This window comes from Pantoea sp. PvP021 (genome assembly GCF_054056055.1).
Window position 1 is genome coordinate 143,974 of sequence record NZ_JBSRXX010000008.1, and the last position, 22,986, is coordinate 166,959.

The 22,986-nt window shown below is 57.3% G+C and carries 23 protein-coding genes; 19 read left to right on the top strand and 4 right to left on the bottom strand.

Annotation, left to right across the window (positions count from 1 at the left end; genetic code table 11):
- Positions 1 to 6: 6 nt before the first annotated feature.
- From ACVKSX_RS18815 to ACVKSX_RS18825, 3 genes are read left to right on the top strand one after another with little or no spacing between them, the layout of a single operon-like run.
- Entirely contained in the window at positions 7 to 810 is an 804-nt protein-coding gene (locus ACVKSX_RS18815) for a sulfite exporter TauE/SafE family protein (protein ID WP_284672084.1), read from the top strand.
- A gap of 19 nt (positions 811 to 829) precedes the next feature.
- On the top strand, positions 830 to 1,375 hold the full coding sequence (locus ACVKSX_RS18820; RefSeq protein ID WP_122458001.1) for an elongation factor P hydroxylase: 546 nt from the start codon (positions 830 to 832) through the stop codon (positions 1,373 to 1,375).
- A gap of 32 nt (positions 1,376 to 1,407) precedes the next feature.
- Complete coding sequence (locus ACVKSX_RS18825) at positions 1,408 to 1,692, top strand: YfcL family protein (RefSeq protein WP_010257960.1); 285 nt, start codon at positions 1,408 to 1,410, stop codon at positions 1,690 to 1,692.
- Between the two features lie 33 nt (positions 1,693 to 1,725).
- Here ACVKSX_RS18825 and mnmC read toward each other — a convergent pair whose 3' ends face one another.
- Positions 1,726 to 3,732, bottom strand: a complete 2,007-nt coding sequence (mnmC, locus tag ACVKSX_RS18830; RefSeq protein ID WP_129063027.1) for a bifunctional tRNA (5-methylaminomethyl-2-thiouridine)(34)-methyltransferase MnmD/FAD-dependent 5-carboxymethylaminomethyl-2-thiouridine(34) oxidoreductase MnmC — start codon at positions 3,730 to 3,732, stop codon at positions 1,726 to 1,728.
- Between the two features lie 154 nt (positions 3,733 to 3,886).
- Between mnmC and fabB the strand changes: the two genes are divergently transcribed.
- Positions 3,887 to 5,107, top strand: coding sequence for a beta-ketoacyl-ACP synthase I (gene fabB / locus ACVKSX_RS18835; protein ID WP_010257968.1), 1,221 nt, complete (start codon positions 3,887 to 3,889; stop codon positions 5,105 to 5,107).
- 85 nt (positions 5,108 to 5,192) lie between these two features.
- On the opposite strand, the gene pdxR is transcribed toward fabB, so the two are convergent.
- A complete protein-coding gene (pdxR, locus tag ACVKSX_RS18840; RefSeq protein ID WP_010671441.1) occupies positions 5,193 to 6,617 on the bottom strand; it encodes a MocR-like pyridoxine biosynthesis transcription factor PdxR in 1,425 nt (474 codons plus the stop codon).
- 87 nt (positions 6,618 to 6,704) lie between these two features.
- Between pdxR and ACVKSX_RS18845 the strand changes: the two genes are divergently transcribed.
- Positions 6,705 to 7,148, top strand: a complete 444-nt coding sequence (locus tag ACVKSX_RS18845; protein ID WP_263054163.1) for a rhodanese-like domain-containing protein — start codon at positions 6,705 to 6,707, stop codon at positions 7,146 to 7,148.
- Position 7,149: 1 nt separating this feature from the next.
- Here ACVKSX_RS18845 and flk read toward each other — a convergent pair whose 3' ends face one another.
- Entirely contained in the window at positions 7,150 to 8,199 is a 1,050-nt protein-coding gene (gene flk / locus ACVKSX_RS18850; protein ID WP_010671443.1) for a flagella biosynthesis regulator Flk, read from the bottom strand.
- A 203-nt stretch (positions 8,200 to 8,402) separates the two neighbouring features.
- Positions 8,403 to 9,302 (bottom strand): DMT family transporter, encoded by a 900-nt coding sequence (locus tag ACVKSX_RS18855; RefSeq protein WP_124890151.1) that lies wholly within the window; start codon positions 9,300 to 9,302, stop codon positions 8,403 to 8,405.
- Between the two features lie 97 nt (positions 9,303 to 9,399).
- Here ACVKSX_RS18855 and ACVKSX_RS18860 point away from each other — a divergent pair, with 97 nt between their 5' ends.
- From ACVKSX_RS18860 to ACVKSX_RS18925, 14 genes are all read left to right on the top strand, one after another.
- Entirely contained in the window at positions 9,400 to 10,179 is a 780-nt protein-coding gene (locus ACVKSX_RS18860; RefSeq protein WP_033772307.1) for an AraC family transcriptional regulator, read from the top strand.
- Positions 10,180 to 10,234: 55 nt separating this feature from the next.
- Positions 10,235 to 11,368, top strand: a complete 1,134-nt coding sequence (gene pdxB / locus ACVKSX_RS18865; RefSeq protein WP_033778724.1) for a 4-phosphoerythronate dehydrogenase PdxB — start codon at positions 10,235 to 10,237, stop codon at positions 11,366 to 11,368.
- A gap of 302 nt (positions 11,369 to 11,670) precedes the next feature.
- Positions 11,671 to 12,678 (top strand): aspartate-semialdehyde dehydrogenase, encoded by a 1,008-nt coding sequence (locus ACVKSX_RS18870; RefSeq protein ID WP_064703769.1) that lies wholly within the window; start codon positions 11,671 to 11,673, stop codon positions 12,676 to 12,678.
- 2 nt (positions 12,679 to 12,680) lie between these two features.
- Positions 12,681 to 13,484, top strand: coding sequence for a tRNA pseudouridine(38-40) synthase TruA (gene truA / locus ACVKSX_RS18875; protein WP_008926481.1), 804 nt, complete (start codon positions 12,681 to 12,683; stop codon positions 13,482 to 13,484).
- 29 nt (positions 13,485 to 13,513) lie between these two features.
- Positions 13,514 to 14,176, top strand: a complete 663-nt coding sequence (locus ACVKSX_RS18880; protein WP_010257990.1) for a DedA family protein — start codon at positions 13,514 to 13,516, stop codon at positions 14,174 to 14,176.
- A 144-nt stretch (positions 14,177 to 14,320) separates the two neighbouring features.
- Positions 14,321 to 15,235 (top strand): acetyl-CoA carboxylase, carboxyltransferase subunit beta, encoded by a 915-nt coding sequence (gene accD / locus ACVKSX_RS18885; RefSeq protein WP_010257992.1) that lies wholly within the window; start codon positions 14,321 to 14,323, stop codon positions 15,233 to 15,235.
- A gap of 94 nt (positions 15,236 to 15,329) precedes the next feature.
- A complete protein-coding gene (gene folC, locus ACVKSX_RS18890; RefSeq protein ID WP_346449978.1) occupies positions 15,330 to 16,598 on the top strand; it encodes a bifunctional tetrahydrofolate synthase/dihydrofolate synthase in 1,269 nt (422 codons plus the stop codon).
- Positions 16,588 to 17,370 carry a cell division protein DedD gene (gene dedD, locus ACVKSX_RS18895; protein WP_010257997.1) on the top strand — a complete coding sequence of 261 codons (783 nt, stop codon included), beginning with the start codon at positions 16,588 to 16,590 and terminating at the stop codon, positions 17,368 to 17,370. Before folC ends, dedD begins: the two co-directional genes overlap by 11 nt.
- Before the next feature lie 265 nt (positions 17,371 to 17,635).
- On the top strand, positions 17,636 to 18,121 hold the full coding sequence (cvpA, locus tag ACVKSX_RS18900; protein WP_003854265.1) for a colicin V production protein: 486 nt from the start codon (positions 17,636 to 17,638) through the stop codon (positions 18,119 to 18,121).
- A gap of 37 nt (positions 18,122 to 18,158) precedes the next feature.
- A complete protein-coding gene (gene purF / locus ACVKSX_RS18905) occupies positions 18,159 to 19,676 on the top strand; it encodes an amidophosphoribosyltransferase (RefSeq protein ID WP_010258001.1) in 1,518 nt (505 codons plus the stop codon).
- Between the two features lie 112 nt (positions 19,677 to 19,788).
- Positions 19,789 to 20,358, top strand: coding sequence for a UbiX family flavin prenyltransferase (locus ACVKSX_RS18910; RefSeq protein WP_010258003.1), 570 nt, complete (start codon positions 19,789 to 19,791; stop codon positions 20,356 to 20,358).
- Between the two features lie 259 nt (positions 20,359 to 20,617).
- A complete protein-coding gene (gene argT, locus ACVKSX_RS18915; protein WP_010258004.1) occupies positions 20,618 to 21,400 on the top strand; it encodes a lysine/arginine/ornithine ABC transporter substrate-binding protein ArgT in 783 nt (260 codons plus the stop codon).
- A gap of 179 nt (positions 21,401 to 21,579) precedes the next feature.
- Entirely contained in the window at positions 21,580 to 22,269 is a 690-nt protein-coding gene (locus ACVKSX_RS18920; protein ID WP_010258006.1) for a histidine ABC transporter permease HisQ, read from the top strand.
- Positions 22,262 to 22,978, top strand: coding sequence for an ABC transporter permease (locus tag ACVKSX_RS18925; protein WP_010258010.1), 717 nt, complete (start codon positions 22,262 to 22,264; stop codon positions 22,976 to 22,978). Before ACVKSX_RS18920 ends, ACVKSX_RS18925 begins: the two co-directional genes overlap by 8 nt.
- Positions 22,979 to 22,986: the final 8 nt, after the last annotated feature.

Below are 22,986 nucleotides of genomic sequence, written 5' to 3' on the forward strand. Positions count from 1 at the left end.
GATTCCATGGATTGGTTTGTGGTCAGCCCGCTGCTCGTCGGGCTGCTGTTTTTAATCGCCATGCTCGCCGGTTTTATTGATTCAATCGCGGGTGGCGGGGGATTACTTACGGTACCTTCGTTGCTGGCGGCGGGCCTCTCTCCGGCCCAGGCGCTGGCGACCAATAAACTGCAATCGGTCGGTGGATCGTTTTCCGCCAGTCTCTACTTTATCCGGCGTGGTGCGGTCAATCTGAATGGACAATGGCTGAATATTGCCATGACGCTGCTGGGTTCCGTGCTGGGCGCGATACTGATTCAGCGCCTGCAGGCGGATTTCCTGCGCCAGATGCTGCCGCTGTTTTTAATCGCTATCGGTCTGTGGTTCCTGCTGATGCCGCGACTCGGCGAAGTGGATCGCGCGCGCCATCTGCATGGTCTGGCCTTTGCCCTGGTCGGCGGCGGGGCTGTGGGGTTCTATGACGGATTTTTTGGACCGGGTGCAGGATCTTTTTATGCGCTGGCTTTCGTCACGCTCTGCGGCTACAACCTTGCCAAAGCGACCGCCCATGCCAAGGTCCTCAACTTCACCTCGAACCTCGGCAGCCTGCTGTTCTTTATGTTCGGCGGCAAAGTAGTGTGGGGAACCGGCCTGATCATGATGCTCGGCGCTTTCTGCGGCGCGCGTCTGGGCGCAAGACTGGTGCTGAGCCGCGGACAGAAGCTGATCCGCCCGATGGTGGTGATTGTGTCTGCCGTCATGAGCATTAAATTACTGTGGGACAGCCATGGCAGCGCCGTTATGGCCTGGCTTGCCACGCTGCAATCGTAACCTAAAACCTGATACCGTCATGAACCCGACTCATCATTATGAACAGCTGATCACGCTGTTTGATCGCTGTTTCAGCGATGAATTTCAGACCCGTCTAATTAAAGGCGATGATGAACCGATCTATCTTCCTGCTGATGCCGAATCGCCGTGGAATCGTGTGGTCTTTGCTCACGGCTTCTACGCCAGCGCCTTGCATGAGATCTCTCACTGGTGCATCGCCGGTGAAGCGCGCCGCAAACTGGTCGATTTTGGCTACTGGTACTGTCCGGATGGCCGCGATGCGCTGACCCAGAGTCAGTTTGAAGCGGTGGAAGTGAAGCCACAGGCGCTGGAGTGGATGTTTTGTACGGCGGCAGGCTTTCCCTTCAACGTGAGTTGTGACAATCTCAACGGGGATTGTGAGCCGGATCGCATTGCGTTCCAGCGTAAAGTGCATGCTCAGGTCATGAGTTATCTGACGTCGGGCATTCCCGACCGTCCCGCGCGTTTTATTACCGCCCTGGCGGAATTTTATGGCAGGCCTTCATTAACAGCATCGCAGTTTCCCTGGCCGGACGATCTGTGATGCAGAAAGGCATTATTAAAAGAGGAATTGAGATGATCGCAGAATTTGAAGCGCGTATTCTGGCCCTGATTGACGACATGGTCGAGCATGCCAGTGACGATGAGCTGTTCGCCAGCGGTTATCTGCGCGGGCATCTCACACTGGCCGTCGCTGAAGTGGAGCAACTGGGCGAACATACGCCAGAAGCGCTGCAGATTCAGGTGACCCGCAGTCTGCAAAATGCCATTGCTGCCGGAGAACTCTCGCCGCGCGATCAGGCATTAGTGGTCGGGATGTGGGATAACCTGTTTGTTCAGGCACGCCAGCTCTCCGCGTAATGGTGCAGGGCGGCGTGCCGCCCTTAGCGTCCGCTAAACGGCTTTTCCCTTCAGTAATTTCCTCACCCAGTAACGATTCGGATTGAGTGCTGCCAGGGTACTGGCATCCAGAGGCTGCGGCTCGCCCGCCAGCTGAGCTGCCAGCACTTCAGCCGCCAGCGGCGCACTGCACAGGCCGCGCGATCCCAGCGCCCCAAACAGATACAAGCCCGCAAGATCGGGTGCGTCAGCGATATCGCTGCCTGCCGCCTGCTGTGCCGGTAAATCAGCATACTGCGCCAGCGTAGCAGCATAATCCGGCACGCCGCCCACCATCGGCAGGTGATCCCGGGTGGCGCAGCGCACCCCCATTCTTGCCTCTCCGTCACTGACATCCACCGTTTCGGCCCAGCTGCTGTCAGGCAGGCAATGCAGCAGGCGGCTGCGGTTCTCCTGCTGATCCTCCTCCCGATACGCGGTTGCGGTATCGCCACGGTGATAGCTGGCCCCGATACAGTGCGTACCAAACTGCGGGCTGACAGGCGTCAGATAGCCGTCGTAACAGAGCACCGTTTGCAGCGCGTTGAGGCCCGGCGTGGAGGGAACATGGCTTACCTGACCGGCCACCGGATAGGTCGGCAGCGGGGCGCTTTGCGCAAAGTCAGCAATCGCATGACCGTTTGCCAGTACGACGGTCGGATGACGCACAGCCGGACGATCGCTGAACGTCAGCGTCCAGTGATCATCCTCCCGGGAAAGCGCGCTCACCCGGTGCAGCCAGTGAATGCGCAATCCCTGGGTCTCGCCATGCGCCAGCATCGCGGTGGTCAGCTCTGCCGGTGAGAGCCAGCCGCCTTGCGGATAGAAAATGCCGCCACAGCCATGTTCAACATTTGCCAGTTTTTCAGCTTCTGCCACATCGACGCCACAGGCGATGATTTCAGGCAGGTCCATCGCCAGCATCTGATCGATCTTCTTACGGCTTTTCTCATCCCAGCCCAGCTGCAGCACACCGCTCCAGTGATGCTCATAGGTGACGGTTAATTGATCATACAGCCGCCGGGCAAAGCTGAAGGCCGAGGGGAAAAAAGTGGCAAGTGCCGGGTCGTGCTGATTGAGCAGCGGATAGAGCGCTCCCTGACGGTTGCCGGATGCGCCCAGCGCGGGCGCCTCATCGGCGCAATAAAGCGTTACCCGCCAGCCGCGACGCAGCAGCGCCAGCGCCAGGGTGGCACTGGCGACGCCGCCGCCAATCAGGGCTACATCACGCTGCTCCGCAGCCTGACGATGATACCAGGGCTGCGCGGCGGGCAGCGGAGGCGCATCCTGCAACGGCCCGCATAGCATTTCGCGCTTCGGACCAAATCCTTTGCGGCGGATGACCGCAAAGCCCGCCTGCTGCAGACCGCGCCGGACAATACCTGCGGCCGTAAAGGTCGCGAAGGTCCCCTGCGGCCGCGCCAGTTTTGCCATCATGCCGAACAGCTCCGGCGTCCACATATCCGGGTTCTTTGAGGGCGCGAACCCATCCAAAAACCAGGCATCTACCTGACGATTCAGGCTCTCATCCAGCTGGCCCATCAGCAGGTTAATATCGCCCAGCCACAGGTCGAGCGTGATGCGGCCGCCATCAAACAGCAGACGCTGACAGCCGGGCAGGGCAGCGGGCCACTGCGCCTGCAGCGCCTCCGCCCAGGGGGCCAGTTCGGGCCAGTGCTGCTGCGCCGCAGTTAAATCTTCACGGGTTAACGGAAATTTCTCAAAGCTGATGAAATGCAGACGTTTTAAAGTGGCGTCGGGCTGTTCGCGCTGAAACGCATCGAACGCCTGCCACAGCGTCAGGAAATTAAGACCGGTGCCAAAACCGCTCTCCGCCACGATCAGCAGATCGCGCGGATGCTCAGTAAAACGCTGGGGAAAACCGTTGCCGCCAAGGAAGACATAGCGTGTCTCTTCCAGACCGTTGTCATTAGAGAAATAGACATCGCCAAACGCTCGGGAAACAGGTGTACCCTGTTCATTCCAGTTTAGCTTTGCATGTTCAACCGGGGTCAATTTCACGGTAAAGGCTCGTTTTTCAGGCAGTGGCGCGATTCTAGCGACCCGCGTGACATGACGCAAATTTACAAAAGGAAATAGCTGATCGGACTTGTTCGGCGTACAAGTGTACGCTAGAGTGCATGCCAATTAAGAAGAAGTGGATGAGGAAGATTGAATGAAACGTGCTGTGATTACTGGCTTAGGGATCGTTTCCAGTATTGGTAATAACCAGCAGGAGGTGCTGTCATCTCTGCGTGAAGGACGCTCTGGCATCACCTTTTCTGAAGAGATGAAAGATTCCGGCATGCGTAGTCACGTCTGGGGTAACGTTAAATTAGATACCACCGGCCTCATCGATCGCAAAGTTGTGCGCTTTATGAGTGATGCGTCCATCTATGCTTATCTTTCCATGGAAGAAGCGATTAAAGATTCTGGCCTCAGCGCTGAAGCGTATCAGAGCAACCCACGTGTGGGTCTGATTGCGGGTTCAGGCGGCGGCTCCCCACGTTTCCAGGTATTTGGTGCTGACGCAATGCGCAGCCCACGCGGCCTGAAAGCGGTTGGCCCTTATGTTGTCACCAAAGCGATGGCCTCTGGCGTCTCTGCCTGCCTCGCAACGCCATTCAAAATTCATGGCGTAAACTACTCGATTAGCTCCGCCTGTGCCACCTCTGCGCACTGTATCGGTAACGCCGTTGAGCAGATCCAGCTTGGCAAACAGGATATCGTTTTTGCGGGCGGCGGCGAAGAGCTGTGCTGGGAAATGGCCTGTGAGTTCGACGCCATGGGCGCGCTCTCTACCCGTTACAACGACACGCCAGAAAAAGCGTCACGCACTTATGACAATGAGCGCGACGGCTTTGTTATCGCCGGTGGCGGTGGCATGGTCGTCGTTGAAGAGCTGGAGCATGCGCTGGCACGTGGTGCGCATATCTATGCCGAAATCGTCGGTTATGGTGCCACTTCAGACGGTGCAGACATGGTTGCTCCATCAGGTGAAGGCGCAGTGCGCTGCATGAAGATGGCGATGCACGGTGTCGATACCCCGATTGACTATCTGAACAGCCACGGAACCTCTACCCCGGTGGGTGATGTGAAAGAGCTGGGTGCGATTCGTGAAGTGTTTGGCGATAACACGCCATACATCTCAGCAACGAAAGCGATGACCGGCCACTCTCTGGGTGCGGCTGGCGTGCAGGAAGCGATCTACTCGCTGCTGATGCTGGAGCATGGCTTTATCGCGCCAAGCATCAACATCACCTCGCTTGATGCGGCAGCAACCGGTATGAACATCGTCACTGAGCCGATGGAAAAAGAGCTGACTACCGTGATGTCTAACAGCTTTGGTTTTGGCGGCACCAACGCCACATTGACCATGCGTAAATATCAGGCGTAATTATTACGTCAGCACCCTGAAGGGCCGGCTTGCCGGCCCTTTTTGTTTTACAGCCCATCCGCTTTACCTCATTCAACCCTCCGTTTTAGCCCTCCCGCTGCAGCAGCCGCAGCAATGTATCGCATCCTGCCACAATCTCGTCAGGCGTCAGTGCGGCAAAGCCCAGCATCCAGCCTTGCTGAGATGAAGGCCCGGCATAGAGCGGACTCAGACGCGGCAGCAGCAAACCCTGTTGAGCCGCCAATGCGCTTAATCGCGCTTCATCCTGTTGCAGTCTGACAGTTACCTGTAATCCGCCGCTGCTGACAATCGGCGTGATCCACGGCGACAGTTGCTGAGCGATTAGCGTCAGCAGCAGATCGCGACGGCTGTGATAGAGCTGACGCATCAGCCGCAGATGGCTGGCGAAATGTCCCTGTTGCAGAAAGGCGGCGGTGACAGCCTGCGGCAGCAGGGCGCTGTGTCCATCCAGCACGCTGCGTGCCTGGCCTATGGGGGTAATCAGCGCAGGCGGGACCACCATCCAGGCCAGCCGCAGGGAGGGAAACAGCGACTTCGAGAAGGTGCCCAGCGTAATCACCCGCTGATGGCGATCCAGTCCCTGTAGCGCAGGGATAGGACGTTCGTCGTAGTGAAATTCGCTGTCATAATCGTCTTCGATCAGCCAGCACCGGTTGCGCTGCGCCCAGTCCAGCCACGCCAGGCGTCGCGTCAGGCTCAGCGTCACGCCGGTAGGGTAATGATGCGATGGCGTCAGATACATCAGTTTTGCACTGCCGCTGGCGGGGATGGCACCTTCGGCATCGACCTCAATCCCGCGCACCTGTGCGCCGGCAGCCAGAAAGGCGTTACGCGCACCAGGATAGCCCGGCTCCTCCATCCATACCTCATCACCGGGATCGACGAACATCATTGCCAGTAACTGCAGTGCCTGTTGTGAACTGGTCAGAATGATCACCTGTTCCGGCTGGCATGCCACGCCCCGGGAAAGTGCCAGATAATCCGCGAGTGCGCTGCGTAACGGCAGGTAGCCGCAGGGATCGCCGTATCCCATTGCGGCACTGCCCAGTGAACGCTGCACGCTGCTGCCGAGGCGTCGCCACGTGTCATGGGGAAAAGCGCGTAACTCCGGTGAACCGGCGGCGAATGCATGGGGAAAAGGGGGATCCTGACAGCCACCGGTTGCCAGTACCTGCTGGCCCCGCGCCGAGAAACGGACGGGCTGAGGCCGGGCTGGAAATGATGATGAGTGGGTGGGGATGATGATGGCAACAAAAGTACCGCGACCGGTCTCGCGTCGCAGATAGCCTTCACTTTCCAGCTGTCCGTAGGCCGCTTCCACCGTCACACGTGACAGACGCAGATCCTGCGCCAGCTGCCGACTGGACGGCAACTGCTGACCAGCATGCAGATGGTGCCGGTTGATCGCCAGTCGCAGGGTAGAGCAGAGCCGCTCGCGCACGCCGCCACTGGTCTGATGCTGGAAAAGTTGTAATAACGGTGAAGACATATGGGTCTTATACCTGATGGGGAATGGGTATCAGTAAGCAGTCCACTTTGCCGTAAACTGCAGACTCACCACAACAGGAGAATCGCTATGTCATCGGTTTTACGAGTTCCGGCCGCCACCCCGCAGCAAAGCCTCGACTATCTGCAGGCAAAACTCGCTTTTTACACCGACGCCTGGGATCTGGCGGAAGATCTGGAACGGCAAATCCCGGATATCGTGGTAATCGATGCTCGCGCGCCGGAGGCTTATCGCGCCGGGCATATTTGCGGCGCGATCAACTTTCCGCATCGCGAGATGGATGCCACTACCACGGCCCGGCTCGATCGCAGCAAAGTTTATGTCACGTATTGTGACGGCATTGGCTGTAACGGCTCGACGAAAGCGGCCTGGAAACTGGCCTCGCTGGGATTTCAGGTGAAGGAGTTGATTGGCGGGCTGGATTTCTGGAAACGTGACGGTCATCCGCTGACCTGGGGTGATGCACCGGGCGAATGGCCAGTCGCCGCGCCCAAAGCATTCTGTAGCTGTTAACTCAGAGGACCAGCCAGAGTAAAAGGGTGATGACAACCAGAGCGACAAAGAAGCCCAGCAGGGGGCGCTCTGCCAGAGGCTGAATCGCGGGCGGCAGCGACGCAACAAAGGGTGACCAGATCGGCTGGGGTTTTATCTCGCTGGCAGCCAGCGGCTGTTCGAGAAGTTTTTCTGCCCGGTCGGCGCGCCGGCTGAACAGGAAGTTCAGCAGATCCTGGGTCTGCGTTACGGTGAGCACCGTCTGCGGTGTCGCCTGGAAACGCTGCTGGCTGTAATCCTCCAGTTGCTGCCGCTCCTGCTGATCAAGCGGCTGTTTCAGGGACGCTTCCAGCAATTGCAGCGTCGGTGCGCTGTGCTGACTCAACGTCTGGCGCACCTGCAGATACTGGGTCAGCAGCGGGAAGTGGCGCGACGGGATGGGATCACCGCTGGTGAGGTTGACCAGTTTCAGCGCAGCCGTCCACAGCTTACCGGTGGATTCGCCAGTGGCAGCGGCCAGGCGTACTACCTGCTGATTCAGCGTATGGTGCTCGGCAGGCAGCAGCGTGCGATCGCTGACGCGGATCTGCTGCGGCTGAGGAATCGTCATCTGCCCGTTCTGCAGCATCGTCAGCACCTGGCGCAGCTGATCCTGGCTCAGCGCGCTCAGTACGGTCTGACCAAATTGCTGACGGATAAAGTCGCTGACGGCCTGACGGTTATTCCCTTTCGGCAGCAGATCGGTGAGCTGGGTCATCAGCTGGCGTGTGGCATGCCCATTTTGCGTCTGCGTAAGGCGGCCATTAAGGTACTGTTCCGCTGCCGGAAAATGACGCGACTGTAATTCCGCTTCACTCTTTACGCCCACTTCATGGCGTACGCCCGCCCACAGTTCAGGCGCTTTAAGATTACTGAGCGATGAGATACGCACGATCAGGCGTTCTAACGTTGTGCGCTGCGCAGGGGAGAGGGGCTGTTCACCGGCCACTGAACCGTGACGCGTTACGCCAGTTTGCGGATTGACAGATGAACGATCGCCGACCGGCACACCGGGGCCGCTGAGTGGTTGCATGGCGGATTCCTTGGGAAAACAGAACAGCGTGGGGTGCGCCGGAAAATGAATAGGCCATGATAGCAAAAGCCCCCGGGAAATCCCACGGGGGACATGCGTTTCGGCGCGAGATTTACGCTTCAGCTGTAGCCTTTCTTCACTGCCATCCTCAACAGTACCCTCACTCGCCACAGCCGCTACCCGTAATCTGCCGGCCGCGCTATTCAGGGCTGCGGGTGGCTCACCGGTTTACGGCGGGATAAGGGGGTACGCAGCCGCTGCGCCAGTATCACACCGCCAAGCGTCAGACCGCCGCCAATCCAGTGGTAACTGTGTAGTTGCTCATGCAGGAAAATCACCGCGATCACCGCGGTAAATACCGGGATCAGATTCATAAAGATACTGGTGGTGCTGGCACCCAGACGCTGCACACCGTGGATCCACAGGAACGGCGCGATGATCGAAGCAAACAGACCGGCAAAGGCCACCAGCGGCAGGTTGTGCCGGTTAAGCGCCACCTCGGGGGCCAGCAGAAAACCAGGCAACAGCAGCACGACACCGAATAAAATCTGCACATACAGGCTTTGCCAGATCGGCAGCGGCAGTGCCCAGCGCCGTGTCAGCACGCCATACAGCGCATAGGCGGCGGAGGCGGCCAGCATCAGCAGTTCACCTTTGCCCAGGCCATGATTCATCAGTTGCATCACGTTGCCCTCACTGACCAGCCACACCAGACCGGTAAAGGAGATGATGCTGCCGAGCAGGATGCCGAGCGTCGGCGCAATCCGCAGGATCACCACGCTCAGCAGTACGGTGAGCAGGGGGATGAGGGCGCCGATAATGCCCATAAAGAGTGCGCTGACACTGTGTGCTGCGTAGTAGGCGAGACTCTGATAGAGCACCATGCCGAGCAGGCCAAGGATCGCCAGCCGCCAGAGGTGCGGTTTAATGACCTGACGCGTGCGCCACACGCCGGGCAGCACAAAAGGCGTCAGCACCAGCAGCGCCAGTAACCAGCGGTAGAATGAGATTGCCGCCGGATCGATCGCATCCGCCGAGAGTTTGCTGACAATTGAGTTGATCGACCAGATTATTACCGCAAAGAGCGGGTACAGGAAAAACATGCTGACTCTCCACACGCCATAATGAGGCGCAGTGTACGCTTGTCCGGATTTATTCAGATAGTTAATATCGGACAAAATTAGTTGTGGAGCGGACAGAATGACCCTGAAAGTGATCTACCAGCCGCCCCTTGACGCGCCGCAACTGCGCTACTTTATGCGTTATGAGCAGGCCAATGCCCGCACCGAATATCTGCCGCATGCGCATGCCTGGGGTCAGCTCATTATGGTGAAAAGCCACGTACTGGAGATGCAGGTCGAGGGTGAGCGATTGCTGACACCGGCAGATATTCCGGTCTGGATCCCACCGGGTCAGCTTCATAGTAGCTATAACCATCGTCAGGCACAGTTCCGTACCTTTAATCTGGCGGCCCCATTATGCGCCGATCTGCCCCGGCGCGCCTGCCTGCTGCTGGTCGATCCCATTGCACACGCCATTTTGGATGAGTTTGCTGAGCAGCAAATCGAGCAACCCGAAACGGATGCGCAGTGGCGGCTGTGCGAGGTGCTGCGCGATCGCCTGCAGCTGGCGCAGGTACAGGAGAGTTATCTGCCCACCTCTGACGATAAATTTCTGGCGCCGGTGTTACATGCGCTGGAAGCGCATCCGGGCGATAACACCACGCTGGCAGGCTGGGCGGCGCGGGTCTTTACCACCGAACGGACGCTGGCGCGGCGCTGCCAGCAGCAGCTTCATATGACCTTTGGCGAGTGGCGGCAGCGGCTGCGGTTTCTGCGCGCCATTGTGCTGCTGGAGCAGGGGGAAAGCGTGCAGAGCATCGCCCATGAGCTGGGATACAGTTCAGCTTCGGCACTGATTGTGATGTTCCAGCAACAGGCGGGAACCACGCCCGAACGCTACCGTGCACGGTTAGGCTAACGCGTCGCTTTGTGCCAGAATAATTGCCTGATATGTAACTGACAGGAAAGCCGTGGTGAAAATTCTGGTCGATGAAAATATGCCTTATGCCCGTGAGCTATTCAGCCGTACCGGCGACGTGGTCGCGGTGCCGGGGCGTCCGCTGCCGGTGGCTGAACTGGCCGATGCCGATGGCCTGATGGTGCGCTCAGTCACCCAGGTTAATGAGGCCCTGCTGGCAGGAAAGCCGGTGAAATTTGTCGGAACCGCCACGGCGGGCACCGATCATATCGACGAGAACTGGCTGCAGCAGGCGGGCATTGCGTTCTCTGCCGCACCCGGCTGTAACGCCATTGCGGTGGTGGAATATGTTTTCTCTGCGCTGCTGCTGCTGGCGGAACGCGATGGTTTCCAGCTGCGTGACCGCACTGTCGGCATCGTTGGCGTCGGTAACGTCGGTGGGCGACTGCAAAAGCGTCTTGAGGCCTGGGGCATCAAAACCCTGCTGTGCGATCCGCCGCGCGCCGATCGCGGTGACGAGGGGGATTTCCTGTCGCTGGAGGCTGTGACAGAGCAGGCTGATATTCTGACGTTCCATACGCCGCTGTTTAAAGAGGGCCCGTATAAAAGCTGGCATCTGGCGGATGCGGCGCTGCTGATGGCGCTAAAGCCTAATACTATCCTGATCAACGCCTGTCGCGGCCCGGTGGTGGACAACAGCGCGCTGCTGGAGGTGCTGAAAATGCGGCACGATCTTAGCGTCGTGCTGGATGTCTGGGAGCCGGAGCCGGATCTGTCGCTGGCGCTGCTGGATAAGGTCGATATCGCCACGCCGCACATCGCGGGCTACACGCTGGAAGGCAAAGCGCGCGGCACCACCCAGGTGTTTGAAGCCTGGTGCGACTTTATTGGTCAGCCGCAGCAGGTGCCGCTCAGTACCTTACTGCCGGTGCCGGAATTCAGTGAAATCACCCTGAATGGCCCGCTGGATCAGCCAACGCTGAAACGCCTGGCGCATCTGGTGTATGATGTGCGCCGCGATGATGCCCCCCTGCGTAAAGTGGCGGCGAAACCCGGCGAGTTTGATCGCCTGCGCAAGCAGTATCAGGAGCGCCGCGAGTGGTCATCGCTGCAGGTGAACTGCGATGACGCCACAACCGCTGAGCTGCTGAACCAGCTGGGCTTTAACGCAATCATCTCCCCGGAATAGCGGGCGCTGCAGGTCAGGCGCCCTGGCGCGGTTTCCGCACTGAATTAATCAGTGAACGGAAGGCGCGCGCTGCTGGCATGTCTGCATGACGGCGGGTTCTGGGGGGATATACCCAATGGATTTCGGGTTGCATTGAGGCGGCAAGAGAACGAATCCCGATGCGCTTACTCAGGTAAGTGATTCGGGTGAGTGAACGCAGCCAACAAAGATGCAACGTGAAAGACGACGGGGATAAATCTGAATCCCTGGGCGGTGAATATCACCGCCTTCTGTTTTTATGTCATTGTCTGGAGTAAACCAACATGTCTGACGGCTGGAATATTGCGCTACTTGGCGCGACAGGCGCAGTAGGGAACGCTGTACTGGAACTGCTGGCGGAACGCCAGTTCCCGGTTGGTGAATTATATTTGCTGGCCAGCGAAAACAGCGCGGGCGAAATCAAACGTTTCGAAGGCCGCTCGGTGCGGGTCGAAAATGCGGAGACGTTCGACTGGTCACAGGCGCAGCTGGCCTTTTTCGTGGCGGGACGTGACGCCTCGGCGCGCTTTGCCGAGGAAGCGGCCAATGCCGGTTGTCTGGTAATCGACAGCAGCGAGCTGTTTGCGCTGGAACCCGATGTGCCGCTGGTGGTGCCGGATGTGAATCCGCAGGTGCTGGCAGATTATCGCAATCGCAACATCATCAGCGTGGCGGACAACCTGGTAAGCCAGCTGCTGACCGCAATTAAACCGCTGGTGGATGCGGCCGGATTGAGTCGTTTACAGGTGACTAACCTGATCTCAGTCTCCAGCTACGGCAAAGTGGCTGTCGATGCGCTGGCCGGGGAAAGTGCCCGCCTGCTGAACGGTATTCCGGCCGATGAACACCATTTTGGTCGTCAGCTGGCGTTTAACCTGATGCCACAACAGGCCGACGCAGAAGGCAGCGTGGAGAGTGAGCGTCGCCTGATTGATCAGGTGCGTAAGGTATTGCAGGACGAAGGCTTACCGATTGCGGTCAGCAGCGTACAGGCTCCGGTGTTCTACGGTAATGCGCAGATTGTGCATATCGAAAACCTGCGCCCGCTCTCTGCGGAAGAAGCGCGTGCCGAACTGGCGCTGGCGTCAGATATTCGTCTGAGCGAAGAGGATGAAGTGCCGACGCCGGTCACGGATGCCTCAGGCAACGGCGAACTGAGCATCGGCGCTGTGCGCAACGACTACGGTATCCCGGAGCTGCTGCAGTTCTGGTCAGTAGCGGACAACATTCGTTTTGGCGGCGCGCTGATGGCGGTGAAAACCGCTGAGAAACTGGTTCAGGAGTATCTGTAACCATGTCCGATGGTCAGACGCAAAAACTGGCGCTCGGCATCGAGTATGACGGTAGCCGTTACTACGGCTGGCAGCGTCAGAATGAAGTCCGCAGCGTGCAGGAGAAGGTAGAACGCGCGCTGTCGAAAGTCGCCGATCATCCGGTCAGCATTTTTTGTGCTGGCCGCACCGATGCAGGCGTACACGGGACGGGGCAGGTGGTCCATTTCGAGACCACCTCGCAGCGGCCTGATGGCGCCTGGACGCTGGGCGTCAACGCTAATCTGCCGCCGGATATTGCGGTGCGCTGGGTGAAAGCGGTGCCGGATGAATTTCATGCCCGCTTCAGCGCCACGGCCCGACGCTATCGCTACCTGATCTACAATCAGCGTCTGCGTCCGGCGGTGCTGGCGCAGGGCGTGACGCACTTTTACCATCCTCTGGATGCAGAGAAGATGCAGCGCGCCGGGCAGTGTTTGTTAGGCGAGAATGATTTCACCTCATTCCGAGCCGTGCAGTGCCAGTCGCGTACACCGTGGCGCAACGTGATTCACCTCAACGTGACGCGTCAGGGTCCCTACGTGATTGTGGATATCAAAGCCAATGCCTTTGTGCATCACATGGTGCGCAATATCGTGGGCAGCCTGATGGAGATAGGCTGCGGCAATAAGCCGGAGTCATGGATGGCAACGCTGCTGGCGGCGAAGGATCGGACATTAGCCGCAGCCACAGCCCGGGCAGAGGGGTTGTATCTGGTGGCGGTGGATTACCCATCCCACTTTGCGTTACCACAGCCGTCGATGGGACCGTTGTTCCTCGCGGATTAATTCACTTTCAGGACTTAAAAGGGCGCGCCATGGAGTTTCTCCATTTTCTGGTTGATTTTATTCTGCACATTGATGTGCATCTTGCCGAACTGGTTGCACAGTACGGTATCTGGATTTACGCTATTTTGTTCCTGATTTTGTTCTGCGAAACCGGTCTGGTGGTGACGCCCTTCCTGCCGGGTGACTCGTTGCTGTTTGTCGCGGGCGCACTGGCGGCGTTGCCGGGTAACGATCTTAATGTGCATGTGATGGTGGCATTATTAGTGGTGGCCGCGGTTCTGGGCGACGCAGTGAACTACACCATTGGCCGCCTGTTTGGCGAACGGTTGTTCAGTAACCCGAACTCGAAGATTTTCCGTCGCAGCCATCTGGATAAAACCCATGCGTTTTATGCCCGTCATGGTGGAAAAACCATTATCCTGGCGCGCTTCGTGCCGATCGTGCGAACCTTTGCGCCGTTTGTTGCCGGTATGGGCCATATGTCCTATCGCCACTTCGCGCTGTTCAACGTAACGGGTGCGCTGCTCTGGGTGCTGCTGTTCTCCTATGCCGGCTACCTGTTTGGCGATCTGCCGGTGGTGCAGGAAAACCTGAAGCTTCTGATTGTGGGCATTATCCTGGTCTCGATTCTGCCAGGTGTGATTGAAGTCTGGCGTCATCGCCGTCAGGCTAAGCAGCAGAAGCAGCCGTAAGGCTGCGCTCAGGGGTAAGACCAGATTTTTATCCACAGTCTGAACAGGTTGTGGTTTAATGAGCGACATTTACCGTCTGCTGAAGCGGTTTTCAGCAGTATCAAGACGACTGGACCAGGTCAGTTTTAAACAGAAAGGTCATCAATGAGCTGGATTGAACGCATTCTTAATAAAAGCACCGGAACGCCTGTGCGCAAAGCCAGTATCCCGGAAGGGGTCTGGACCAAGTGTGACAGCTGTGGTCAGGTGCTCTACCGCGCCGAGCTGGAGCGTAATCTTGAGGTCTGCCCGAAGTGTGACCATCACATGCGGATGCACGCACGTGAGCGCCTCGGCAGTGTCCTCGATCAGGGCACGATGGTTGAGCTGGGTAGTGAACTTGAACCTAAAGATCTGCTCAAGTTCCGTGACTCCAAAAAGTACAAAGATCGTCTGATCGCGGCCCAGAAAGACACCGGTGAGAAAGATGCGCTGGTGGTCATGAAAGGTCAGCTGCACGGCATGCCGGTTGTTGCGGCAGCCTTTGAATTTGCCTTTATGGGCGGTTCAATGGGCTCTGTGGTCGGTGCGCGTTTTGTACGTGCGGTTGAGCAGGCGTTAGAAGATAACTGCCCGCTGATCTGCTTCTCCGCCAGCGGCGGGGCGCGTATGCAGGAAGCGCTGCAGTCGCTGATGCAGATGGCGAAAACCAGTGCGGCACTGGCAAAAATGCGTGAGCGCGGTCTGCCTTATATTTCCGTGCTGACTGACCCGACTATGGGTGGTGTTTCGGCCAGTTTTGCCATGCTGGGCGACCTCAATATCGCGGAACCTAAAGCACTGATCGGCTTTGCCGGCCCACGCGTTATTGAGCAGACCGTGCGTGAAAAACTGCCGCCGGGCTTCCAGCGCAGTGAGTTCCTGATTGAAAAGGGCGCGATTGATATGATCATTCGCCGTCCGGAAATGCGCTACAAACTGGCAAGCCTGCTGGCAAAAATGATGAACCTGCCGGCACCGCTGCATGATGGTGAACAGTCCGCTCCGGCGACGACTGAATCGGAAAGCAACGAGGCCTGACAGGAGATAGAGAGGTGCGTCCAAAGCACCTCTTACCAATGCACCGTATACCGCAGCAGCAGCCTGCCAGGTATAAATAAGCAAAACGGGACATATGGACAATCTTCACCTTCCCCAAGCCACGTCGCCTTTGGCCACGTGGCTTTATTATCTTGAGCACCTGCATACTCAGGCCATTGAACTGGGTCTGGACCGTATTCGTCAGGTAGCGCTTCGTCTCGACCTGCTGAAACCCGCTCCTTTTGTCTTTACCGTGGCCGGTACTAATGGCAAAGGCACCACCTGTCGCACCCTGGAAACGCTGCTGATCGCCGCGGGTTACCGCGTTGGCGTGTACAGCTCACCGCATCTGGTGCGCTATACCGAGCGCGTTCGGGTTCAGGGAGTGGAGCTGAGTGAAGCGCAGCACTGCGCCAGTTTTGCGGAGATTGAAGCCGGACGTGCAGATATTTCGCTGACCTATTTTGAATTTGGCACGCTCTCTGCGTTGAATCTGTTCCGCCAGGCGCAGCTGGATGTCGTGATCCTCGAAGTCGGCCTCGGTGGACGGCTGGATGCGACAAACATCGTGGATGCCGATGTCGCGGTGGTCACCAGCATTGCACTCGATCACACCGACTGGCTTGGCCCGGATCGCGAAAGCATTGGGCGTGAAAAAGCCGGTGTGTTCCGGGCGGGGAAACCTGCGGTAGTGGGTGAACCAGATATGCCGCAGAGTATTGCCGTGGTCGCACAGGAAAAAGGTGCGCAGCTGATGCAGCGCAACCGTGACTGGTCGTGGCATGCGCAGGCAGAAAGCTGGTCACTGCGTGATGCGACGGGTGAGCTGAACGATCTGCCGCTGCCGCAGGTGCCGCTGCCTAACGCGGCGACCGCGCTGGTGGCGCTGCGGGTCTCCGGGCTTGAGGTCAGTGAGGCGCAGATTCGCGCCAGCCTGCCGCTGGCGATGCTGCCAGGCCGTTTTCAGACCCTCAGCGAATCACCGCGCGTTATTCTGGATGTCGCCCATAACCCGCATGCGGCAGCGTATCTGGCGTCGCGGCTGGCTGCACTGCCGAAACGCGGCAAAGTGCATGCCGTGGTGGGCATGCTGCATGATAAAGATATCGCCGGAACGCTGGCGGCGCTGGCACCGGTGGTCGATGCCTGGTACTGCGCGCCCCTCGAGGGTCCGCGCGGCGCCAGTGCTGAGCAACTGCTGAACAACCTGTCGCAGGGCGAGGCTTTTAGTTCGGTTGAGCTCGCCTGGCAGCAGGCACGCCAGCGGGCAGCGCCGCAGGACATTGTGCTGGTCTGTGGTTCATTCCACACCGTTGCACAGGTCATGGAATCGATTGAAACGGAGAAAGGACGTGGCAAGTAAGTTTCAGAACCGTTTAGTCGGCACCGTTATTCTGGTCGCCGTTGGCGTGATTGTGCTGCCAGGGCTGCTGGATGGTCAGAAAAAGCATTACAAAGAGGAGTTCGCCGCCATTCCGCTGGTGCCGAAACCTGACGATCAGCAGGACAGCGAAATGGTGCCGCCGGTAACCCAGTCGCTGCCGGCACAGCCGCCGGAAGGCGCGGGCAATGCGGTCAGCAGCAGCAATGGCAACGGTAAAACCAACGCTACGGCAGAGCAGGGTCGGACTCAACCGGAAGACGAGAGCGATCCGGTAGTGGTCTCGCCGCCGCCGGTCCATCAGTCTGTGCCCGCACAGACGGTGACGAAGCCGAAGGTCGTTGAGCAGCAGAAACCGAAAGTAACAGAGCAGCCTAAGCAGAAGCCGGTCGAACAGCAGAAGCCAAAAGTCGTGGAGCAGCCTAAACCTAAACCGGTTGAACAGCCTAAAGTGGTCGAACAGCCGAAGCAGGAAGAGCCGCCGAAAACGGCAGAGACGACAGCGCCGGCAGGGCAGGCTTATGTGGTGCAGTTAGGTGCGCTGAAAAACGCCAGCAAAGTGAATGAGATTGTCGCGCAGCTGCGGCTGTCGGGCTATCGCGCCTTTACCGTGCCTTCAACGCCGGTACAGGGTCAGATCACCCGCATTTACGTTGGGCCTGATGCGTCGAAAGCCAAAATGCAGAGTGCGGTTGGCGAGCTGAAAAGCATCTCAGGACTGGGCGGTGTCGTGAAGCCATACAGCGCCCGCTAAAACCGGCGATTGGCGCTGCCGATAGCAGTAACAGGCAGCGTCTTTTACCCCTCAGGCAGCGCGTTTAAAGCGCGCTGCCGTGCAAAATAGTCAAGATTTTCAACGGCCTGTCCGGCTGATAATCACCCGGGCGATAGCGTATTTTTTCATCGCCTTTTTTATGGATGCAGAAAAAGAAAACCGCTACGCAAACGTTTTCTTTTTCTGTTAGAATGCGCCCCGAACTGGATGCAGGGGTGCAATTGCACTGGCGCTGGAAGAGTTCATGATCTGGATTGATTACGTCATTATTGCGGTAGTTGGTTTTTCGGCTCTGGTCAGCCTGGTCCGTGGGTTTGTCCGTGAAGCCTTATCTCTTGTTACCTGGGGATGCGCGTTTTTTGTCGCCAGTCATTACTACGCCTACCTTGCAGTCTGGTTTACAGGTTTTGACGACGAACTGGTTCGTAACGGTATCGCCATCGGTGTGCTGTTTGTGGCGACCCTGATTGTGGGGGCCATTGTGAACTACGTTATCGGCACGCTGGTGGAAAAAACCGGCCTGTCGGGAACCGACCGGGTGTTGGGCGTCTGTTTCGGGGCATTGCGTGGTGTGCTGATCGTAGCCGCTTTGCTGTTCTTCCTCGATACATTCACTGGCTTTTCCAAAAGTCCGGACTGGCAACAGTCTCAACTCATTCCCGAGTTCAGTTATATAATCAGGTGGTTTTTTGATTACCTGAAAAGCACGTCGAGTTTTTTACCCCGGTGATGTGACCGGGAGTGCGGCTTAATGAGGAAATGACAACATGTGCGGTATTGTCGGTATCACCGGTTTCATGCCGGTCAACCAGTCGATCTATGACGCGTTAACGGTGCTCCAGCACCGCGGGCAGGATGCCGCAGGCATTTGTACTATCGATGCGCTGAAATGTTTTCGCCTGCGAAAGGCAAACGGCCTGGTCAGCGACGTTTTCGAAGCACGCCACATGCAGCGTCTGCAGGGCAATATGGGGATCGGTCACGCGCGTTATCCAACCGCGGGAAGCTCCAGTGCCTCTGAAGCGCAGCCATTCTATGTAAACTCCCCGTATGGCATCACCCTGGCGCACAACGGTAACCTGACCAACGCCCATGTGCTGCGTAAGCACCTGTTTGAAAAGGGCCGCCGTCACGTTAATACCACCTCAGATTCTGAAATCCTGCTGAACATCTTTGCGCAGGAGTTAGATCGTTTTCAAAACGATCCGCTGACAGCCGATAACATCTTTGCTGCGGTTGCTGCCGTGCATCAGCAGGTGCGCGGTGCCTATGCGGTGGTGTCGATGATTATCGGCCACGGTATGGTCGCCTTCCGTGATCCTAACGGTATCCGTCCGCTGGTGCTGGGCAAGCGCGTTATCGCTGATGGCCGCACCGAATATATGGTCGCCTCCGAGAGCGTGGCGCTGGATACGCTGGGCTTTGAGTTCATCCGTGACGTTGCACCGGGTGAAGCGGTTTATGTGACTGAGGCGGGCCAGCTGTCTACCCGCCAGTGCGCTGAAAATCCGAAAAGCAATCCGTGCCTGTTCGAGTATGTCTATTTTGCGCGTCCCGACTCCTTCCTCGACAAAATCTCGGTCTACAGCGCCCGTGTTCGTATGGGCACCAAGCTGGGTGAGAAAATTGCGCGCGAGTGGGAAGATCTCGATATCGACGTTGTGATTCCGATTCCTGAAACCTCCACCGATATCGCGCTGGAAATTGCACGTATTCTCGACAAACCCTATCGCCAGGGCTTCGTGAAGAACCGGTACGTTGGCCGTACTTTTATCATGCCGGGCCAGCAGTTACGCCGCAGCGCGGTGCGCCGCAAGCTCAACGCTAACCGCGCCGAATTCCGTGATAAAAACGTGCTGCTGGTGGATGACTCTATTGTTCGCGGTACCACCTCAGAGCAGATTATTGAGATGGCGCGTGAAGCGGGCGCAAAAAGGGTTTATCTGGCGTCAGCGGCGCCGGAAATTCGTTTCCCGAACGTCTACGGTATCGATATGCCCAGCGCCACGGAACTGATTGCGCATGGCCGTGAAGTGGAAGAGATTCGCCAGCTGATTAAAGCCGATGCGCTGATCTTCCAGGATCTGGACGATCTGATCGAAGCGGTTCGCGAAGAGAATCCGGACATTGCACAATTTGAGTGCTCGGTGTTCAACGGCATTTACGTGACGAAAGATGTCGATCAGCAATATCTGGAGTATCTTGAGTCGCTGCGTAATGATGATGCCAAAGCGCTTCAGCGGCAGAACGAAGTTGAAAACCTCGAGCTGCACAACGAAGGCTGATACCTTCAGCAGGCGGGCAGCATAAAACAGGGCGGGAGCAATCCCGCCCTGTTTGTTTTCAGAAACCCGCAGGCCGCGTATGATGGCCCATTGGCTGACATAAGGTTGGAATATGAAACGACTCATCATTGGCATCTCTGGCGCAAGCGGGGTGATCTATGGCGTGCGCATGCTGCAGGTGTTGCAGCAGGTGGAAGAAGTAGAAACGCATCTGGTTATGAGTCAGGCGGCGCGTCAGACGCTGGGGCTGGAGAGCGATTATTCGCTGCGTGACGTGCAGGCGCTGGCCGATGTGGTGCATGACGTGCGCGATATTGCAGCAAATATCTCATCTGGATCGTTTAAAACGCTGGGCATGGCGATTTTACCCTGCTCAATGAAAACGCTCTCTGGCATCGTCCACAGTTACAGTGACTCGTTGCTGACCCGTGCGGCTGACGTGGTGTTAAAAGAGCAGCGTAAGCTGGTGCTGTGCGTGCGCGAAACCCCGCTGCATGTTGGGCATCTGCGAATGATGACCACCGCCGCAGAGCTGGGTGCCATTATCATGCCACCCGTGCCGGCATTTTATCATCGGCCTGAAACGATCGATCAGCTGATCGATCAGACCGTTAACCGGGTTATCGACCAGTTTGATATCGAATTATCGGAAGATCTCTTCACGCGCTGGCAGGGTGCATAAAGTTCCGCTGGCGCACTTATTTAGTGCATAAGCGCGCCTCGGATCACTCTTCGTGCATTTGACGCACCAAAAGTTAACAACGTCGCTTTTTCTCTTTTACTTCACTGCTATATTCCCCTCACAAACACAGCGTTTTCGCCTGTCTGACATCACGCTAACAGCGTGGTTAACTTGCAGAACTGGCATGAAACATGCAAATTACTTTGCGCAAACACATCACGAACCACATAACAAAAAGCACTTCACTTGAGGGTAATCTATGAAAAAGCGTGTTCTGGCTCTTTCCCTGATGCTGGGCTTATCCAGTGCTGCCAGCGTTTTCGCGGCGGTTCCGGGTTCAATCCGTATCGGCACAGATCCAACTTACCCACCGTTTGAGTCGAAAAACGCGCAAGGCAAGTTAGTGGGCTTCGATATCGACCTCGCTAACGAAATCTGTAAACGTATTCATACCCAATGTACCTATGTTGAGAGCGACTTTGATGCGCTGATCCCTTCGCTGAAAGCGAAGAAAATTGATGCCATCATCTCCTCACTTTCCATCACAGCGAAACGTCAGGAAGAGATCGCCTTCTCGGAAAAACTCTACGCCGCTAACGCGCGTTTAGTCGCGCCGAAAGGATCGAAAATTGAGCCGACCATTGAGTCCCTGAAAGGCAAAAACATCGGTCTGCTGCAGGGCACCACCCAGGAAACTTACGCCAATCAGAACTGGCGGCCAAAAGGGGTAAACGTCACGCCTTATGCAAACCAGGATCTGGTCTATCAGGATCTGAATGCCGGTCGTATTGATGCTGCCTTCCAGGATGAAGTGCAGGCCAGCGAAGGATTCCTGAAGCAGCCGGTCGGTAAAAATTACGCCTTCGCCGGTCCGGCCGTGAAAGATGACAAGATTTTTGGCGTCGGTACCGGCATGGGACTGCGTAAAGATGACAGCGAACTGAAAGCCGCCATCGACAAAGCCTTTGCTGACATGCGTAAAGATGGCACCTACGACAAGATTGCGAAGAAATACTTCGATTTCAACGTGTACGGCGACTAACCATCCTGTCGCTTTACCCTCTGTGTCCGTTTTGCCGGGTCTGAGCCGGTTCTGCCAGGTGCAGAATCGGGTTCTTTTCCGCTAATGGCGGATGGCATCTGCAACAGAGAAGTAAAGCTAAACTGCCCGTCTCGCTTGCGGGCAGCGTTTCGTTTTCACCCCACGACAGGACCCTCTCGATGCTGTATGGCTATTCTGATGTAATTCTTCGGGGCACGCTGGTGACGCTGGAACTGGCGCTCACTTCCGTCGTGCTGGCAGTGCTGCTGGGCCTGATTGGCGCAGGCGCGAAACTGTCGCGCAGCCGGCCACTGGCGATGATTTTTGAAGGCTACACCACGCTGATTCGTGGCGTGCCAGACCTTGTACTGATGCTGCTGATCTTCTACGGTCTGCAGATTGTCCTCAACCAGATAACCGATGCGCTGGGTATGGCGCAGTTTGATATCGACCCGATGGTCGCCGGTATCATCACGCTCGGCTTTATCTATGGTGCCTACTTCACCGAAACGTTCCGCGGCGCCTTTATGGCCGTGCCTCAGGGGCAGATTGAAGCAGCAACCGCGTTTGGCTTTACCGGCGCGCAGGTGTTCCGCCGCATTCTGTTTCCGGCCATGATGCGCTACGCGCTGCCAGGCATCGGCAACAACTGGCAGGTGATTCTGAAAGCCACCGCGCTGGTCTCGCTGCTGGGGCTGGAAGATGTGGTGAAGGCGACGCAGCTGGCAGGAAAAAGTACCTGGCAGCCGTTCTACTTCGCCATTGTGGCCGGTGTGATTTATCTGGTATTTACCACGCTGTCAAACGGTGTGCTGTGGTGGCTGAACCGGCGCTATACGGTGGGTGTGAAGAGGGCGAGTTATGATTGATATTATTCAGGAATACTGGAAATCGCTGCTCTGGACTGACGGTTATCGTTTTACCGGTGTAGCTATCACCCTGTGGCTGCTGATCCTCTCGGTCACCATTGGCGGATGTCTGGCAATCCTGCTGGCGATAGCGCGGGTTTCCCCTAACCGGTTTATCAGCTTTCCGGTCTGGCTCTTCACCTACGTCTTTCGCGGCACGCCGCTCTATGTGCAGCTGCTGGTGTTCTACTCCGGCATGTACACGCTGGAGATTGTGAAAGGCACTGAACTGCTGAATGCCTTTTTCCGCAGTGGTCTGAACTGTACGCTGCTCGCCTTCACCCTCAACACCTGCGCCTACACCACGGAAATTTTTGCCGGTGCGATTCGCTCGGTGCCACACGGTGAAATTGAGGCGGCACGGGCGTACGGCTTCTCTACTTTTAAACTCTATCGCTGCATTATCCTGCCATCGGCGCTGCGTACGGCACTGCCGGCCTACAGCAACGAAGTGATTCTGATGCTGCACTCCACGGCGCTGGCCTTCACCGCCACCGTGCCGGATCTGCTGAAAATCGCGCGGGATATTAACTCGGCGACCTATCAGCCGTTTACCGCCTTTGGTCTGGCGGCTGTGTTGTACCTGATTATCTCTTACGTGTTGATCAGCCTGTTCCGCCTGGCGGAACGTCGCTGGCTGGCCCACGTGAAACCCTCTTCATCGCATTGAGTAGAACT